At 73.5% G+C, this 16,782-nt stretch carries 16 protein-coding genes; 10 read left to right on the top strand and 6 right to left on the bottom strand.

What is annotated here, in order from left to right; translation table 11 throughout:
• Nucleotides 1–130 precede the first annotated feature (130 nt).
• Together ACI1MP_RS33680 and ACI1MP_RS33675 are read left to right on the top strand one after the other, a co-directional pair.
• On the top strand, nt 131–922 hold the full coding sequence (locus tag ACI1MP_RS33680) for a MerR family transcriptional regulator (protein ID WP_404870329.1): 792 nt from the start codon (nt 131–133) through the stop codon (nt 920–922).
• A 6-nt stretch (nt 923–928) separates the two neighbouring features.
• A complete protein-coding gene (locus ACI1MP_RS33675; protein WP_404870328.1) occupies nt 929–2,149 on the top strand; it encodes a glycosyltransferase in 1,221 nt (406 codons plus the stop codon).
• Nucleotides 2,150–2,435: 286 nt separating this feature from the next.
• Here ACI1MP_RS33675 and ACI1MP_RS33670 read toward each other — a convergent pair whose 3' ends face one another.
• A complete protein-coding gene (locus ACI1MP_RS33670) occupies nt 2,436–2,798 on the bottom strand; it encodes a hypothetical protein (RefSeq protein ID WP_380337353.1) in 363 nt (120 codons plus the stop codon).
• Between the two features lie 229 nt (nt 2,799–3,027).
• Between ACI1MP_RS33670 and ACI1MP_RS33665 the strand changes: the two genes are divergently transcribed.
• The 7 genes from ACI1MP_RS33665 (at nt 3,028) to ACI1MP_RS33635 (ending at nt 10,049) form a co-directional block, all read left to right on the top strand.
• Nucleotides 3,028–3,459: a DoxX family protein gene (locus ACI1MP_RS33665; protein WP_043907846.1), complete on the top strand. Its 432-nt coding sequence runs from the start codon at nt 3,028–3,030 to the stop codon at nt 3,457–3,459.
• Nucleotides 3,460–3,616: 157 nt separating this feature from the next.
• Entirely contained in the window at nt 3,617–4,921 is a 1,305-nt protein-coding gene (locus ACI1MP_RS33660; protein WP_404870327.1) for a globin domain-containing protein, read from the top strand.
• 279 nt (nt 4,922–5,200) lie between these two features.
• The gene (locus ACI1MP_RS33655) at nt 5,201–5,638 is read left to right on the top strand and encodes a hypothetical protein (RefSeq protein WP_387994924.1); all 438 of its coding nucleotides are present in this window, start codon (nt 5,201–5,203) and stop codon (nt 5,636–5,638) included.
• A 509-nt stretch (nt 5,639–6,147) separates the two neighbouring features.
• Nucleotides 6,148–7,908, top strand: coding sequence for a cytochrome c oxidase subunit I (ctaD, locus tag ACI1MP_RS33650; protein WP_380337343.1), 1,761 nt, complete (start codon nt 6,148–6,150; stop codon nt 7,906–7,908).
• Between the two features lie 120 nt (nt 7,909–8,028).
• Complete coding sequence (locus ACI1MP_RS33645) at nt 8,029–8,556, top strand: hypothetical protein (RefSeq protein WP_189277565.1); 528 nt, start codon at nt 8,029–8,031, stop codon at nt 8,554–8,556.
• A 29-nt stretch (nt 8,557–8,585) separates the two neighbouring features.
• Nucleotides 8,586–9,308, top strand: coding sequence for a sigma 54 modulation/S30EA ribosomal C-terminal domain-containing protein (locus ACI1MP_RS33640; protein ID WP_043907850.1), 723 nt, complete (start codon nt 8,586–8,588; stop codon nt 9,306–9,308).
• A 66-nt stretch (nt 9,309–9,374) separates the two neighbouring features.
• Entirely contained in the window at nt 9,375–10,049 is a 675-nt protein-coding gene (locus ACI1MP_RS33635) for a hypothetical protein (protein WP_404870326.1), read from the top strand.
• Between the two features lie 16 nt (nt 10,050–10,065).
• On the opposite strand, the gene ACI1MP_RS33630 is transcribed toward ACI1MP_RS33635, so the two are convergent.
• The 4 genes from ACI1MP_RS33630 to ACI1MP_RS33615 form a co-directional block, all read right to left on the bottom strand.
• Entirely contained in the window at nt 10,066–11,238 is a 1,173-nt protein-coding gene (locus ACI1MP_RS33630; protein ID WP_100585544.1) for a magnesium and cobalt transport protein CorA, read from the bottom strand.
• Nucleotides 11,239–11,608: 370 nt separating this feature from the next.
• Nucleotides 11,609–12,028 carry an SRPBCC family protein gene (locus ACI1MP_RS33625; protein WP_387994930.1) on the bottom strand — a complete coding sequence of 140 codons (420 nt, stop codon included), beginning with the start codon at nt 12,026–12,028 and terminating at the stop codon, nt 11,609–11,611.
• A gap of 34 nt (nt 12,029–12,062) precedes the next feature.
• A complete protein-coding gene (locus ACI1MP_RS33620) occupies nt 12,063–13,073 on the bottom strand; it encodes an aldo/keto reductase (RefSeq protein ID WP_380337333.1) in 1,011 nt (336 codons plus the stop codon).
• Nucleotides 13,074–13,259: 186 nt separating this feature from the next.
• The gene (locus ACI1MP_RS33615; protein WP_380337330.1) at nt 13,260–14,681 is read right to left on the bottom strand and encodes an MFS transporter; all 1,422 of its coding nucleotides are present in this window, start codon (nt 14,679–14,681) and stop codon (nt 13,260–13,262) included.
• Nucleotides 14,682–14,845: 164 nt separating this feature from the next.
• On the opposite strand from ACI1MP_RS33615, the gene ACI1MP_RS33610 reads away from it, so the two are divergent.
• The gene (locus ACI1MP_RS33610) at nt 14,846–15,703 is read left to right on the top strand and encodes a helix-turn-helix domain-containing protein (protein ID WP_380337328.1); all 858 of its coding nucleotides are present in this window, start codon (nt 14,846–14,848) and stop codon (nt 15,701–15,703) included.
• A gap of 10 nt (nt 15,704–15,713) precedes the next feature.
• On the opposite strand, the gene ACI1MP_RS33605 is transcribed toward ACI1MP_RS33610, so the two are convergent.
• Nucleotides 15,714–16,733: a helix-turn-helix transcriptional regulator gene (locus ACI1MP_RS33605; RefSeq protein ID WP_380337326.1), complete on the bottom strand. Its 1,020-nt coding sequence runs from the start codon at nt 16,731–16,733 to the stop codon at nt 15,714–15,716.
• Nucleotides 16,734–16,782 lie beyond the last annotated feature (49 nt).

Below are 16,782 nucleotides of genomic sequence, written 5' to 3'. Positions count from 1 at the left end.
GCACCACCAGGCGACCGTCAGCCGGATTTCGGCGAACGGGCGGCCCGCGATCCCGCGCGGCGGCCGGTCCCGGGTTGACCCTCTCCTGGCGTCAGGGTTCAGCATGGGGGCGTTCGAAGGGAGAACGGGCGTGGCCGAGCAGGGTGCGAGCTTTTCGGTGGGGCAGGTGGCGGGGTTCGCCGGGGTGACGGTGCGGACGTTGCACTACTACGACCGGGAGGGGTTGCTGTCGCCGAGCGAGCGAAGTGCGGCGGGGTACCGGCTGTACAACGACCGGGATTTGGCACGGCTCCAACAGATCCTCTTCTACCGGGAGTTGGGGTTTCCGATCGAGGAGATCCGGAGCATCCTCGCCGACCCGCGGGCGACCGCGCTGAGCCACCTGAAGGAACGGCACCGCCAACTCAACGAGCAGATCGCCACCTTGCAGAAACTGGTGGAGGTCGCCGAGCAGGCCATCGAGGTGGAGCGGACCGGTGTGCGACTCTCGCCGGAGGAGCGGTTCGACATCTTCGGCGAGGTCCGCTGGGATCTGAGCTACGCGACGGACGCGCAGCTGAAGTGGGCGGACAGTCCGCGGCAGCGGGAGTCGATGGAGCGGGCGGCCCGGCACAGCAAGGCGGACTGGCGGCAGCTGATGGCCGAATCGACGGAGTGGCGGCGGGAGTTGATCGTCGCGTTCGAGGACGGCCAACCGGCCGACGGTGAGCGGGCGATGGACCTGGCGGAGCAGCACCGGGCGCATGTGGAGCGGTGGTTCACGCCGTGTCCGCCGGAGGCGCACCGGTTGATCGCGGCGGACTACCTGACCGATCCGCGGGCGTTCGCGATGCTCGTGCCGCCGTCCGAGCAGCTGCCCGGGCTGGCCCGGTTCCTGCATGTCGCGATCGAGGCCAACGCCCGTCGCACGATGGAGGGTTGAGAAGAGATGCGGATTCTGGTCACGGCGGCGGGCTCGCACGGCGACGTCGCACCGTACACGGGGCTCGGCGTTCGGCTGGCCGAGGCGGGGCACGAGGTCGCGCTGGCGACGCACGGCAGCTACGCGGAGACCGTGGAGCGGTGCGGGCTGGAGTTCCGACTGCTGCCCGGCGACCCGCAGGGCGGCGGCGGGAAGGACGGCGGTGGGAAGGGCGGGATGCTGCGCCGGGCGAAGGAGTTCGTCGGGGAGCTGGGACAGGGGATCGCGCAGGCGGCCGAGCCGGGGGCGGACGTGCTGCTGCTGTCCACCTCGACGGCGCCGCTGGGGTGGCACGTGGCGGAGGCGCTGGGGACGGCCAGTGCGGGGGTGTATCTCCAACCGGTGGAGCCCACCGGTGAGTTCGGGCCGGTGGTGGGCGGCACCAGGTCGCTCGGCCGGTGGGGGAACCGGGCGGCGGGGCGGGCCGCGCTGGGGGTCGTCGACCGCCTGCACCGGGACGCCGTGGCGCAGCTGCGGGCCCGGCTCGACCTGCCGCCGCTCTCCGGGCCGGAGATGCGCCGCAGACTGGTCGGCGAGCAGTGGCCGGCCCTGCACGGCTTCAGCACGGCGCTGGTGCGCCGACCCGCGGACTGGCGGCCGGGGTTGGCGGTGGTGGGCAACTGGTGGCCGGTCGGGTCGGGTGAACTCCCGGACCAGGTCGAGGAGTTCCTCGCGGCCGGCCCGGCGCCGGTGTTCATCGGCTTCGGCAGCATGGGCGCGGGCCAGGGCGAACACCTGGGCCGCCTCGCGGTGGAGGCGCTGCGCGCGGCCGGGCAGCGGGGGATCCTCCAGGCCGGCTGGGCGGGGCTGACGGCGGACGCGGAGGACGTCCTGACGGTGGGGCAGCTCGACCACGCCGCCCTGTTCCCGCGCGTGGCGGCCGTCGTCCACCATGCGGGCGCGGGCACGGCGGCGGCGACGCTCCGCGCGGGAGCGCCCTCCGTTCCCGTCCCTGTGACGGCCGATCAGCCGTTCTGGGCGCGGCGGTTGACGGCGATCGGGGCGGCGGTGGCGCCGATCCCGTTCCGCGACCTCACCGCGGAGCGCCTGGCGTCGGCGATCCGACAGGCCGTCACCGACCCGCCCCACCGGGAGTGCGCGGCCGCGGCCGCCGCCCGGATGGCGAAGGAGGACGGCGCGGGCCGCGTGGTGGACCTGGTCGCCCGACTGGGACGGGGCGATTTGTAGCTTCAACCGGTCGTTCCCGGAACGGAGTTGGCAGGCCGGCACGGGCGGCGGCCAAGGTCGCGGAAGTGGGGCAGCCGACGGGGTCGGCATGGGTGCAGGGGTGTTCGCCGACGGCACGGCCCTCCGGATCCTGCCGGGCCCGCCCGCCGCCCTCCCCCAGGCCGACCCCGCGACCGGCACCGACGTCGGTGCCGGCCGGCCGAGCAGCGCCGCCGCGCCACCGTGCCGTCGCACCGCCGTGCCGCCGCGGGGCAAGGTTCCGGCGCAGCTCAGGCGTCGGAGTAGCTCAGGCGTCGGAGTAGCTCAGGTCGCCGACCGACCAGGCGCTGATGTCTCCGATGGCGATGCGGTACATGCCGCCGGTGTGCGGGAGGCCGAAGTCGCCCTGGAGGATCCTCGCCCGGTGCAGGTGGAGGTGGGTGGGGCGGGCCGGGGGGCCGGCGGTGGGCTGGGCGAAGAGGGCGGCGAAGGGCTTCAGGTGGTCGGAGGCCTGGAGGACGTCGGCCACGCGTTCCCACCACAGGGCCACCGGGGCCAGCCGACCGGTGATCACGGCGCCGGGGACGACCACCGTGAGGGACATCTGGTTGCTGTGCTCGGACTCGACCATCGCGGCGATGTCCACGAGCAACCCATCGAGGTTCGACATGCTGCCCAGCGTAGGACACACCCTCGCGGCCGCCCACCTTCCCGGGCCGCGCAGGGCGCCCGCACTCATAGGAATCTCATAGCTGGGGGCGCTTGGCCGCCACCCTGACCCACCGTCAGAATTGTCGCCACTTCGTCAAATCGGGGGCGGGTTCCGACCTGTTCCCCTCTCCGGTGGGCTCCCTGCAGCCGGTCGTCAACCGTCTCGCCCCCACACGAGGAGTTCACACATGTTCGAAGAGTTGTCGCGGCTCGCCGATCGGGCCCGCCCCACGGTGCTCGGCCTGGCCCGGATCGTCGTGTCGCTGCTGTTCGCCTGCCACGGCGCGGCCACCCTGTTCGGGGTGCTCGGCGGCCCGCACGGCAAGGCCCCGCAGGTCGGGGAGTGGCCGGGCTGGTGGGCCGCGCTGATTCAACTGGCCGGCGGCATCCTGGTGTTGGCGGGCGTCGCGGTCCGCCCGGCGGCGCTGCTGTGCTCGGGTTCGATGGCGTACGCGTACTTCAGCGTGCACCAGGAGCACGCGCTGTGGCCGATCCAGAACGGCGGCGAGTCGGCCGCGATGTTCTGCTGGGCGTTCCTGCTGATCGCTGCCGTCGGACCGGGCGGGTTGGCGCTGGGCTCCCTGCTCCGTCGCCGCGTCCCGGCCGTCGCCACTGCCTGAGAAGCTCGCGCCGCGGGCCCGTCGGATGCCTCTCCCGAGGCCTCCGACGGGCCTGCGGCAATGCGCATCGCACCAGGTCAAGGGCCGAACGTCCCCCCTTCGGGCGGCCGAACAGTCCATGATCAACTCGCCTTCGCGGGTGGTTAACCTGACGTTCATGGAGTACATCAGCAGCGGCGCCACGCGCCCGCGCACCGCCACCCCCACCACCGCCGGCTCCTACGACGAGGACGCGTTCAGCCCGGAGTACGATCGACTGCTCGCCCGCCACCACGCGATGCGATTGCGCCGCAGCATCCTGGCCCCGACCGGCCGGTCGTCCGCCCCGCAGGGGCCCGCGGTGGAGCCACCGGAACCCGGCGACCGGGACTTGATCCTCCGTCACCTCGCGCCGCTGCTTCCGTTCGACGCACTGATCGAGGTGCTGTACGACGCGATGTTCGTCCGGCGGCCGTACCTGCGGCGGCTGTTCCCGGAGTCGATGGACTTCCAGCGCCAGCACCTGGCGCACATGTTCCAGCACCTGATCGACCACCTCGACCGGCCGGTCGAACTCGACGCGCGACTGCGGGCGTTGGGCGCGGACCACCGCAAGCTCGGGGTGTGGCCCGCGCACTACGAGGCATTCGAGGAGTCGCTGATCAGCGCGCTGCGGGTGCGCGGCGGGCAGCTGTGGACCGGGCAGGTCGAGGCGGCCTGGATCCGGATGCTGCGGTTCGCGGTGGCGGCGATGGTCGCGGGCGCGGAGGGCGCGGCCACCGAGCCGCCGTTCTGGCACGGCGAGGTGGTCGGGCACGAGCGGCGGCGCCCGGACCTGGCGGTGCTGCGGGTGCGCACCGGCGAGCCGTACCCGTACCGGGCGGGCCAGTACGCAGCGCTGGAGTCACCGCTGCTGCCGCACACCTGGCGGACGTACTCGGTGGCGTGCGCACCGCGCGAGGACCGGGTGCTGGAGTTCCACGTCCGCCGGACCTCGCCCGGCGGGGTGAGCGCGGCACTGGTGGAGGGCACGGGCGTCGGCGACCAGATCCGGGTCGGGCCGCCGCGCGGCTCGCTCTCGCTGGACCTCGAAGGCTCGGACGTCCACCGCGATCTGCTGCTGGTCGGCGGCGGAACGGGCCTGGCTCCGATGAAGGCACTGGTGGAGGAGTTCGCCGCGGCGCACCGGGCCCGTGGCCGGCGGGTGCGGCTGGTGGTCGCGGCGCGCGGCCGGGACGACCTGTACGACTGGCCGGCGCTGGTCGAACTGGCCGCCAACCGTTCCTGGTTGGAGCTGACCCCGATGCTCGGACCGGACCTGGAGGGCCTGGCGGCGCTGCTCCGCGGTCACCAGAGCGTGCCGGGGCTGGCGCTGCTCAGCGGCCCGTCCGGGATGGTCGCCGGGGCCCGTTCGCTGCTGCTGGACGCGGGTGTGCCGGGCCACCGGATCCGCTACGACGGGTCGACCGGCGTCTCGCGGTAGCCCCCGACCGCTGCGGCAACCGTCCGGTCCGGCCGCCCGTTTCCGGCGGCCGTTTCCGGCGGCCGTTTCCGGCGGCCGGACCGCAGTAGGTCGCGGTGGGCTGCGGTCCGGCCGGGTGGGGCCGCCGTCAGGCCCCGGCGAACGGGGCCGTTCGGCCCTTCCCCCGCCGTTTCCGGCTTGGGGACAGTGACACCCAGGTCAACAGGTCAGCGTTGGCTGTGTCCGGTCCGCACGCGGCGGGCCGGTCGGTTGGGCGCGAGCGCCCGGAGAGGCCGAGCAATGGAATCCGACGAGGTCATGCTGGCTGTCCGGCTCACCACCGCCGACCGGACGCTGCTACGGCGGCTGGCGCACGGACACCGCGGCGACGTGTCCGAGGTGGTGGCGGACGCCCTGCTGGACGTCCTGCCCGCCGTCCTCACCGGCGGCACTCCCCAACTCGCCGACGAGCTGCGGCGGTTCGCGCCCTGCGCGGTGACGGTGTGGCTGCCGCCGGAGCTCGCCGAGCTGCTGCCCGCGCTGGTCGACCGGATGACCGACCTGAGCGGCGTCCGCCCGGCCTCCCCGTGCGCGGCGCTGGGCGCGGCGGTCCGACTCTGGCTGCGCCAGGACCCGGCGCTGCTGATGGCGGGCCTGCGCACGCTGCACGGCGCGGACGCCCGCAGCCATCACCCGCACCACGTCGCGCACCACGTCGCGCACCGCGCCGCGGCCTGACGCGCAGCCGCCTGACGCCCCGCGGTCTGACGCCCCGCCCGGACGCCTGACGCCCCGTCCGCGCGAGGCACCGGGCCGGTCCGCGTCCCTGCGCACCCAACGGGCGTCCCTGCGACGCCCGTTCGCGTTCCCGCGGCGCCAGGAGCCGTCCCGCCCGTTCCCCGGCGGCGTCCCCGCGAGCCGCGTTCGGGCCCTTCCGGCGTCCTGACCTGGTGGTCCGTCAGTCCCTCCCGCTCCCGGGCCGTTCGGCGCGGGAGGGCCTGCGGACCGGGGACGCCCGGCCGCCCGCGGCGGGACCATCGGCCCTGGGGTCGCGACCCGTCCGCGAACGAGCATGGATCGCCACCGCTCGGCGGGGGTGCTCCACTCCCCGGAAGCACCCCGTGGACCGGGTGGTCCGGCACTGCGCCGCCGCCCGCCCCGGACGTCACCGGTCTCCTGTCATGGCAGGTGACGGTCCGTCGGGCGGTGGCGCCACCAGGTTCGGCAAGGACGAAGGAGGGCGGCCGATGGCTGCCATCGAGGCGAGTCGGGGGGCGGCCGAGGCCGCTCCACGACGCACACCGGGCAGCGCGATAGTGCGGATGCTCACCACAACCGATCACAAGACGATCGGCACGATGTATCTGGTCAGCGCATTCGCGTTCTTCCTGATCGGCGGCGTGCTGGCGTTGGTGATGCGGGCGGAGCTGGCCCGCCCGGGGACGCAGATCCTCTCCAACGAGCAGTTCAACCAGGCGTTCACCATGCACGGCTCGGTGATGCTGCTGCTGTTCGCGATGCCGCTGTTCACCGGCTTCGCGAACTGGATCATGCCGCTGCAGATCGGCGCGCCCGACGTGGCGTTCCCGCGGCTGAACATGCTGTCGTACTGGATGTTCATGTTCGGCTCGCTGATCGCGGCGGCCGGCTTCCTCACCCCGCAGGGCGCGGCCGACTTCGGCTGGTTCGCCTACGCGCCGCTGTCCGACGCCATCCACTCCCCCGGCGTCGGCGCCGACATGTGGATCATGGGTGTGGCGTTCAGCGGCTTCGGCAGCGTGCTCGGCGCGGTCAACTTCATCACCACGATCATCTGCATGCGCGCCCCCGGCATGACCATGTTCCGGATGTCGATCTTCGCCTGGAACGTGCTGCTGACCTCGCTGCTCGTGCTGATGGTCTTCCCGGTGCTGGCGGCCGCGCTGCTCGCCCTGGAGATGGACCGCAAGTTCGGGTCGCACGTCTTCGACCCGATGAACGGCGGGCCGATGCTGTGGCAGCACCTGTTCTGGTTCTTCGGCCACCCCGAGGTGTACATCCTGGCGCTGCCGTTCTTCGGCATCGTCTCGGAGATCGTCCCGGTGTTCAGCCGCAAGCCGATGTTCGGCTACTCCGGCCTGATCGCCGCGACCATCGCCATCGCCGGCCTCTCGGTGACGGTGTGGGCGCACCACATGTACGTGACCGGCCAGGTGTTGCTGCCGTTCTTCTCGTTCATGACCTTCCTGATCGCGGTCCCGACCGGTGTGAAGTTCTTCAACTGGGTCGGCACCATGTGGAAGGGCTCGCTGTCCTTCGAGACGCCGATGCTGTGGGCGACGGGCTTCCTGGTCACCTTCCTGTTCGGCGGCCTGACGGGCGTCCTGCTGGCCGCGCCGGTGCTGGACTTCCACGTCTCCGACTCGTACTTCGTCGTCGCGCACTTCCACTACACGCTGTTCGGCACCGTGGTGTACGCGATGTTCGCCGGCTTCCACTTCTGGTGGCCGAAGTTCACCGGCAAGATGCTGGACGAGCGCCTCGGCAAGATCACCTTCTGGACTCTGACCATCGGCTTCCACACCACCTTCCTGGTCCAGCACTGGCTCGGCGCCGAGGGCATGCCCCGCCGCTACGCCGACTACCTGGCCGCGGACGGCTTCACCACCCTCAACATGATCTCCACCATCGGCTCGTTCCTGCTCGGCCTGTCGATCCTGCCGTTCCTCTACAACGTCTGGAAGACCGCCAAGTACGCGCCGAAGGTCCAGGAGGACGACCCCTGGGGCTGGGGCCGTTCGCTGGAGTGGGCGACCTCCTGCCCGCCGCCGCGGCACAACTTCACCAAGCTGCCGAAGGTCCGCTCCGAGTCCCCGGCGTTCGACCTCCACCACCCGGAGATCGCCGCGCTGGACTACCTGGAGAACCACGGCAAGCCGGCGCCGCACCTCGGCGACGTCACCCCGGCCAAGCTCGACCTGCCGGAGCGCGAACGCCGTCGGCTCGCCGCGTCCTCGTCCGAGGACTGACCGGCCGGCCCACCCTCCCGTCGGCCCGGCCGACGGTTCATCGACCGCCGTCCCCGCCCCGCCCCCTCTCCCGGCCCGGGCGGGGCGGGGACGGCATCCCTCAGCCCTGGAGGACCCGCCATGGCCCACCCCGTCCTGGCCCTCGGCACCGCCGCACTCACCGCCGCCGGCAGCGCCTGGTACCTGCCCGCGCTGCTCGACCTGCGGGCCGGCGCCGACCGCCCGCGCGCCGTCCGGCTCGCCGCCACCGGCTGCCTGCTCTGGTGGAGCGGCCTGGCCGCCGCCGCGCTGCTGCTCACCACCCCGCTCAGCTGGCACGTTCCGCTCGGCGCGGCCCTCACCGGCGCGCTGTCGGGTGCGGCGCTGCGGGTCCTCGCCGCCTCCGAGCGGCGCGCCGACCGGCGCGAACAGGACCGCGCCTGGGGCCTGTCGCCGTACGAGCTGCCCACCGTCCGGGGCGTGCGGCCCTCCGCCGCCGCCGTCGGCTGGGTGACCGGCGGGCTCGCGGTCGCCGCCGCCACCGCCGCCGCCACCCTGCTGGCCGGAAACCCGGGGCCGACCGGCTCCGCGGTGGTGACCGTCGCCGGGTCCGTCGGACTGTGCCTGCTGATCCTGCTGGTCGCCCTGAACCGCACCCGCCCGCACTGACCCCGCTCTCCCCCGGAGGAAGCACAGCCATGGACGTCGCCGAGTCGATCACCCTGCACCCGGGCGGCCTGCCGGGCGAGGCGGCCGCTCTCGCCCGGACCCGGATCGCCGCGGTCACGCAGGACGCCTCCGCGCTGGTCGAAGCCGTCCGGATCCGCCTGGCCGGCGCACCGGGACGGGTGCTCGCCCAGGTCAACGCCGAGGTCGACGGGCGCCGGGTCCGGGTCCAACTGGCCGCGCGCAACATCGGCGAGGCCGCCGACCGGCTCGCCGACGGGCTGGGCCGGCGCATCCGCGCCGTCTCCGCGAGCTGGCGGCCGCGGCCCTGGCCGTCCGCGGGCGACCGCGCGATCGGCGTGCCGACCACCGGCAGCGAACGCATCGTCCGGGTCAAGTCCGCACCGCTGGTGTGGTGTTCGCCCGACGCGGCGGTCCGCACCCTGGACGCGATGGACTACGACATCCACCTGTTCACCGACCCGGCGACCGAGACCGACGCCGTCGTCCACCGGGTCGGCCCCACCGGCTACCGGCTGGCCCGCACCCGGCCCGCGGCGCCGCCGCAGCGACCCGCCACCCCGCTCACCCTCAGCCCGCACCCGGCCCCGCCCCTGACGGACCGCCAGGCCGCGGCCCGGCTCACCGCCGCCGAACTCCCCTACCTCTTCTTCGCCGACCCCGTCACCCACCGCGGCCGCCTGCTCTACCGCCGTCTCGACGGGGACCTGGCGCTGGTCGTCCCGGCCGGCTGAAAACCCTGGTGAGCGCCGCTCCGTCACCCGCTAGAGTCCGATCTGCCAACCACCACGGGGAGATCGATGCAGCAGCGGGTGACGGTCCAGCACATCCGGACGGGGCCGACCGAGTACCGGGTGATCCGGGCCGCCGACGGACCCGGACGGATCGCCCTGTACGACCGCCACTACTGCCTGGACATGTTCGCCGACCGCGACGGCCTGGCCCGACTGACCGCCGTCTGGTCTCTGGCCACCCGCTCCGCGCACTCCCTGGTCCACCTGCCGCTGCGCGCCCAACCCGCCCCGGCCGGCTACCAGGACGCCCTCTCGAACGAGATCACGCCGGTCGCCCTGGACCTCCTGCTGGTCCACCACAGCCTCCAGTTCCGCCCCGCCGACTGGAAGTCCCTGCGCGCCCGCCTCGGCCCCGGCCGCCCCCACACCACCGCCACGCCGGACCCGGACTTCCCCGCCGAGTACCCCGAAGCCCGCCGCCACGGCCGGGGCGTCCACGACCACCTGCGCTTCGACCGCGCCGCCCGCACCCTGGTCGTCACCGGCAGCCCCGCCGCCTTCCGCTTCGAGGGCGTCGGCCTCCACACCCTCCTCACCGAGGCCCCCGCCGACCACCACACCTGGCCCGCCGTCCACCACTGCACCGAACTCGACGCCGGCCCCTGGCGCAAGTACCCCACCCCGCGCTCCCCCGTCGCCGGCCGCCTCCACGTCCAGTACTGCCCGGACTGGACACTCTGACGGCCGACCGGTCCCGCTACAGCCAGTCGCGCTTCTTGAAGACGAGGTAGAGGCTGACGCAGACCACGCCCATCAGGCCGACGGCGAAGGGGTAGCCGAACATCCAGTGGAGTTCCGGCATTTCGTCGAAGTTCATGCCGTAGACGGTGCCGATGAGGGTGGGGGCGAACAGGATGGCGGCCCAGGAGGAGATCTTCTTGATCTCGTCGTTCTGGGCGTGGCCGGCTTCGGCGAGTTGCTTCATCTCCTCGTTCTGGCGCTGGGAGACCAGGGTGGCGTTGACGGTGAGGATGTTCTGGAGCATCTGGCGGAAGCCGTCGACGCGCTCGGCGGCGTAGGTGGCGTGGTCGGCGACGTCGCGGAGGTAGCGCTGGAGCTCCTCGTCGGTGCGGTACTTCTGGAAGCCGGCTTCGAGGGCGCGCATGATCTCCAGGAGGGGGCCGGTGGCGCGCTGGAGTTCGATGACCTCGCGGGAGAGTTCGTAGATGCGGCGGGAGACCCGGGGGTCGCCGCCGAAGACCTCGGTCTCGATCTCGTCGATGTCGTGCTGGAGGCCGGCGATGACGGGGGCGTAGCCGTCGACGACGGCGTCCAGCACGGCGTAGAGGACGGCCTCGGGGCCGAGGGCGAGCAGGTCGGGGTCGGCTTCGAGGCGGCCGCGGATCATCGAGAGGTCGGGCGACTGGGAGTGGCGGACGGTCACCACGAAGTCGGGGCCGACGAAGAGGTGGATCTCGCCGAAGTCGACCTCTTCGACGTCGTCGAGGTAGCGGGCGGCGCGCAGCACGACGAAGAGGGTGTCGCCGTAGCGTTCCAGCTTGGGGCGCTGGTGGGCGACGATGGCGTCCTCGATGGCGAGTTCGTGCAGGTCGAACTTCTCGGCGGCTTCGACGAGTTGGGACTCGGCGGGGCGGTAGAGGCCGATCCAGGCCATGGTGCCGGGCTTGCCCGGGAGTTCGCGGTAGATCTCGGCGAGGCCGGCGGGGGCCGCTATCCGGCGGCCGTCGCGGTAGACGGCGGCGTCGACCACGGAGCGCTCCACCGAGGCGGGTTCGCGGTCGTCGGTGTTCTGCTCGGAGCGTGGGTCCATGGAGTGCTCGGGGGCCGCGGAGTGGTCGGCGACGAGCCGGGGGCTGCGGTTGAACGGTCGCTTGCTCGCGCGCACGGCGCGCACACGCCAGTCGGACATGGCGGGTACCTCCACGGGTCTGGGTCCGTCACGCCGCGCGGTGGCGAGGGGGACGGCCGGCCCTGGACGGCCGTCCGCGCGGCAGGAGGCCCGGGGAACGCGAGGCGTTCAGCGGGTGGTGCGCGGGCGGGGGTTCCGGGGGCCGTGAGTGGGTGAGAACTTCCCGGAGCGGGGCCGACTTCGGCCCGGACTACTGCACTCCACTGCTCTCACCTCCGTACGCTCCGGACGCGCACGGGTGCCACGACCGCCGCCCAGTGTAGCCCCGCCGTTGCTCCCGTCCCGGCCACCCACCCCTCGGAGCTGCGTGGACATGCCGCGGCCCGGCCACGCGGGGGCGTGTCCGGGCCGTGCGGGTGGAGGCGTGGCGTCAGCCGGCGAGGGTGGTGTGCAGGGCGTCGAGGCCGTCGGCGTAGATGCCGGTGAACAGGTCGACGACCTGCTGCTCGGTGGCGTCCACGGGGTTGAAGCGGCCGGACCACTGGACCTCGGCGAGGTCGTCGCGGCCGGGGACGGCGTGGACCCGGATGGTCGAGACGTAGCCGTCGACCGGGAACGGCGCCTGCAGGATGGCGTAGCTGTAGTGCCGCTCGGCCTCGTTGAAGGCGACGAGGCGCTCGACGATGACCTCGCCCTCGGGGTTGGTCAGGCGCCGGACGCGGCCGCCTTCGAGGGCGGTGCTCTCGGGGATGTAGGGCAGCCAGTCGGGCAGGGCGTCGAAGCCGCCGATCAGGTTCCAGACCCGTTCTGGGGTGGCGGGGACGATGCGGCTGACAGAGGTGGAAGCCATGGTCGATCCTCCTGGATCGGGTAGTGGGTGGGGCTCAGGCGCCCGCGGGCAGCGGGGCGGCGGGGCTGACCAGTCCGGCGGCGCGCAGCTCGTGCCAGAACGCGGCGGGGACGGTCTCGTTGAGCGCGGCGGTGTCCTCGGCGATCCGGCTGGGCCGGGTGGCGCCGGGGACGGCGGCGGCGGCCGCCGGGTGGGCGAGGGAGAACTGCAGGGCGGCGGCCTTGATGGACACGCCGTGCTTCTCGGCGAGGGCCTTGAGCCGGGAGACCTTCTCGACGATCTCGGCGGGGGCCTGCTGGTACTCGAAGTGGGTGCCGCCGGCCAGGATGCCGGAGCTGTAGGGGCCGCCCACGACCATCTCGGCGCCGTGCTGCTGGGCCATCGGCAGCAGGCGCTGGAGGGCGTGCTCGTGGTCGAGGAGGGTGTAGCGGCCGGCCAGCAGGAAGCCGTCGGGCCGGGGCTCGTCGAGGGCGAGGGTCAGCTCGATCGGCTCGGTCTTGTTGACGCCCAGGCCCCAGGCCTTGATGACGCCCTCGTCGCGCAGCCGGGACAGGACGCGGAAGGCGCCGGTGCGGGCCTCCTCGAACTTGCCCAGCCAGGCGTCGCCGTGGAAGTCCTGGGCGATGTCGTGGACCCAGACGATGTCCAGGCGGTCGGTTCCCAGGCGCTTGAGGCTGCCTTCGATGGAGCGCTCGGTGGCGTCGGCGGTCCACTCGTGGACGATCCGGTTCGGGTTGCCGTGCTCGAACAGGCCGCCCTTCTCGCCGAAGTCGGGGACGTCGGTCTCGTGCTCGTCCAGGATGACCCGGCCGACCTTGGTGGACAGCACGTAGGAGTCGCGCGGCTTGGCGGACAGCACCTCGCCCAGGCGCTCCTCGGCGAGGCCGGCGCCGTAGAAGGGGGCGGTGTCGAAGTAGCGGATGCCCTGGTCCCAGGCGGCCTGGACGGTGGCGGCGGCCTCTTCGTCGGGGATCGCGCGGAACATGTTGCCGAGCGGGGCGGTTCCGAAGCCGAGCTTGCCGGGGAGGAGGTTCTTGAGGGTCATTGCGATGCCTTTGCAGTGGAGCCGAAGGGCGAAGCATTCGATGCAAACGCCGTTACTTGCATTGACAATAATTGCAGGCGCTGGCTATTTCAAGTGAGCCCCGTCACCCGGGGTCCGCAGCGGGGTCCACCCTCCTCAACGCGCGGACGGCCGCCCCCGCAACGGGGCGGCCGTCCGCGAAAGCGCTCAGCTCCGCTGCCGCAGGCGGGTCGAGGCCAGGACGGCGACCAGGACCAGCACGGTGTTGGCCAGGACGGCGATCGCGATGCCGGTCAGGACGCCGTGCGCGGGGGCCGCGCCGGCCACGATCGCGCTCATGACCGGGGTGCCCATGGTGATGCCGATCTGCTGGGTCATGGTGGCGAGCCCGGCGGCGGTGCCCTGTTCGCGGTCGGGGAGGCCGGCGGTCGCGGTGACCATGAAGCCGACGATCACCAGCATGTTGCCGACGCCGCCCAGGAAGGTCGCGGGCAGCAGCAGCCACAGCCAGCCCGCGCCGGGGCCGAGCGCCAGCAGCGCGCCCGTCGCGGCGGCCTGGACGAGTCCGCCGGCCAGCAGCGCGCCGCGGGTGCCGAGCCGGCCGATCACCCGGGCGGCGAGGGTGCCGCCGAGGACGGTGCCGAGGCCGAGGACGCCGAACGAGAGACCGGCGGCGAGGGCGGAGAAGTCCAGCACTTCCTGCAGGTACAGGGTGAGCAGGAAGACCAGCGAGGTCTCGGTGAGGAACGCCAGCAGGCCGACCAGGTTGCCGAGCCGGACGGTCGGGCGGCGCAGCACGGCGGGGGGCACCAGCGGCGCGGCGGCGCGGCGTTCGACGGCGAGGAAGGCGCCGAGCAGGGCGACGCCGAGCAGCAGGACGGGCAGCGCGGCGGGGTGGGTCCAGCCGTACTGGCCGGCTTCGGTGAGGCCGAGGACGAGGGCGAGCAGGCCGAGGGTGACGGTGATCGCGCCGGGCAGGTCGAGGCGTTCGCGGGCGGCGGCGTCGGGGCGGCTCTCGGCGAGCACCCGGGGTGCGATCAGCAGGACGGCGAGCGCCACGGGGACGTTGATCAGGAACGCCCAGCGCCAGGACAGCAGGTCGGTGAGGACGCCGCCGAGGACCGCGCCGGCCGTGAACCCGGCCGACATCAGTGCGCCGTTGAGGCCCAACGCCCTTTCGCGGAGCGGGCCTTCGGGGAACGCGGTGGTGAGCAGGGCGAGTCCGGCGGGCGTGACGGCGGCGGTGGCCAGGCCCTGGGCGACGCGGGCGGCGATCAGCACGGCCGGGTCGGTGGCGAGGCCGCCGGCCAGCGAGGCGGCGGCCAGCAGGGCGAGGCCGAGCAGGAACAGCCGGCGGCGGCCGAACAGGTCCGCGACCCGGCCGAACAGCAGGGTGAATCCGGCGGCGGGCAGGGCGAACGCGGTGGCGATCCACTGCAGGCGGCCGATCGACAGGCCCATGCCGGTGCCGATGGCGGGCAGGGCCACGTTCAGGATGGAGAAGTCCACGGCCAGCATGAACTGGGCGACCAGCAGCACCACCAGGATCACCAGGGTCCGCCCCGCGAGCCGTGGCGCCGGCTCCGCGGCCCGCGCCTCCGCGCTTCCCAGTACTTCCACTGTCGACATGTCGATCGGCCTTCCTGCTCGGGGTGTTCGCTTCGAGGAGGAGCCTGCTCCGATCCGCCCGACCGAGGCAGTCCCCGGCCGAGGCCACCTTCGGGAGGGGTGGCACTGACAGGGACACCCTCGGCCGCAGACGCGCCCGCCCCTCCCCGGGCACACTGGTGCGCATGGACACTTCGACCGCTCTCGGGGAGTTCCTGCGCAGCCGCCGGGCCCTGCTCCGGCCGCAGGACGTGGGGCTGAACGCCGCGGACACCCGCCGCCGGGTGCCGGGCCTGCGCCGCGAGGAACTCGCGCTGCTCGCCGGGGTGAGCGTCACCTACTACACCCGGCTCGAACAGGGGCAGAGCGTCAACGCCTCGGACGGAGTGCTGGACGCGGTGGCCCGGGCGCTGCGCCTGGACCGCGACGAGCAGGCCCACCTGCGCGACCTGGCCCGCCCGCGCAAGGCCCCGGCGAACCGCGGGTCCGCGCCCAGGCCGGAGCGGGTCCGGCCTGCGACCCGGCAGTTGATCGCGGCGATGGACCGCGTCCCGGCCGTCGTCCTGGACCGCCGCAACGACGTGCTGGCCTGGAACCCGCTGGGCCACGCCCTGCTGGCCGGGCACCTGGACCCGTCGGGCCCGGACCGTCCGGCCGACCGCCCCAACCTGACCGGGTTGCTGTTCCTCGACCCGCACACCCGGGAGCTGTACACCCACTGGGAGAGCGAGACGAAGGTCGCCCTCGCCGCACTCCGACTGACCGTCGGCCGGCACCCGGAGGACCGTCGACTGGCCGAACTGGTCGGCCATCTCGCCATCCACAGCCCGGAGTTCGCCGCCCTGTGGGCCCGGCACCCGGTGCGCGAGTGCACCGTCGGCCGCAAGCAGTTCCACCATCCGCTGGTCGGCGAGCTCGACCTCGCCTTCGAGAGCCTGCGCACCTCGGACGGCAGCGACCACCGCGTCCTGCTGTACAGCGCCGAGCCCGACTCGCCGTCCGCCGCCGCGCTCGACCTGCTGGCCGGGACGCTGCGCGGATAGCCGGCGCGGCTCAGCCCGTCGCGTCGGCCTCGTCGATCTCGTTGATCTCGCTGCCCTCGCTGGTCTCGTTGCCCTCGCTGGCTTCGTTGGCCTCCAGCAGCTCCCGGGTGCGGCGCAGCAGGGCGTCGCGGACCTCGTCGGGCGCCAGGACGCGCAGGGGTGTCGCGAGGCCGAGCAGGTAGCGGGCGAGGCCGTCCGCGTCGGGGCCGCCGATCTCGGCGACGGTGGCGTCGGGGCCGTCGGGGCGGTGGGTGCCGACCGCCGGCGGGATCAGTTCGAGTGCCCGGTCGAGCGGCAACGGGAGCCGGATCGTCACGTGGAGCGGGTAGCTGGCGCGTCCGAGCGAGTCGGCGACCAGCAGCGCCGGGTCGGGCGGGTCGGTGATGTCGACCGGGTGCCCGGTGGGGCGTATTCGGCCGACCCGGTCGGCGCGGAAGGTCCGCCACTGGTCGCGCGCCACGTCCCGGGCGACGAAGTACCAGTGGCGGCCGGTGCTGACCAGGCGGTACGGGTCGACGTCCCGGACGGTGGCCTTCCCCTGCCGGTCGCGGTAGGTCAGGCGGCTGCGTTCGCCGCCGCGGCAGGCGGCGGCCAGCTCCAGCAACTGGCCCGGCGCGAGCGGCGGTTCACCGGTCCTGGGGGTGTGCACCAGCGCCGTGTCCAGCTCGCCCAGCCGTTCGGCGATCCGCGGCGGCAGCACCTGGCGCAGTTTCAGCAGCGCCGACAGCGCGGCCTGGTCGCCGCCGAGGACGCCGCTGAGCGCGGCCTCGCGCAGCCCGACGGCCACCGCGAGCGCCTCCTCCTCGTCGAGGATCAGCGGCGGGACGCGGGACCCGGCGCGCAGCCGGTAGCCGCCCCAGGGGCCGGGGTCGGACTCGACACCGTAGCCGAGTTCGCGGAGCCGGGCGATGTCCCGCCGCACCGTGCGCTCGGTGACGGTGAGCCGTTCGGCCAGTTCGCCGCAGGTCCAGGACGGGCGGGTGGACAGCAGCGAGACCAGGCGCAGCAGCCGGGCGGAGGTGGTGATCACCTTTCGCAGTGTGCCGCACGACCAGGACCGAACCTGTCCTGGTCCGGTC

This window comes from Kitasatospora griseola, assembly GCF_044999035.1.
GTDB lineage: Bacteria > Actinomycetota > Actinomycetes > Streptomycetales > Streptomycetaceae > Kitasatospora > Kitasatospora griseola.
This window is presented reverse-complemented; position numbering and strand designations above follow the sequence as displayed.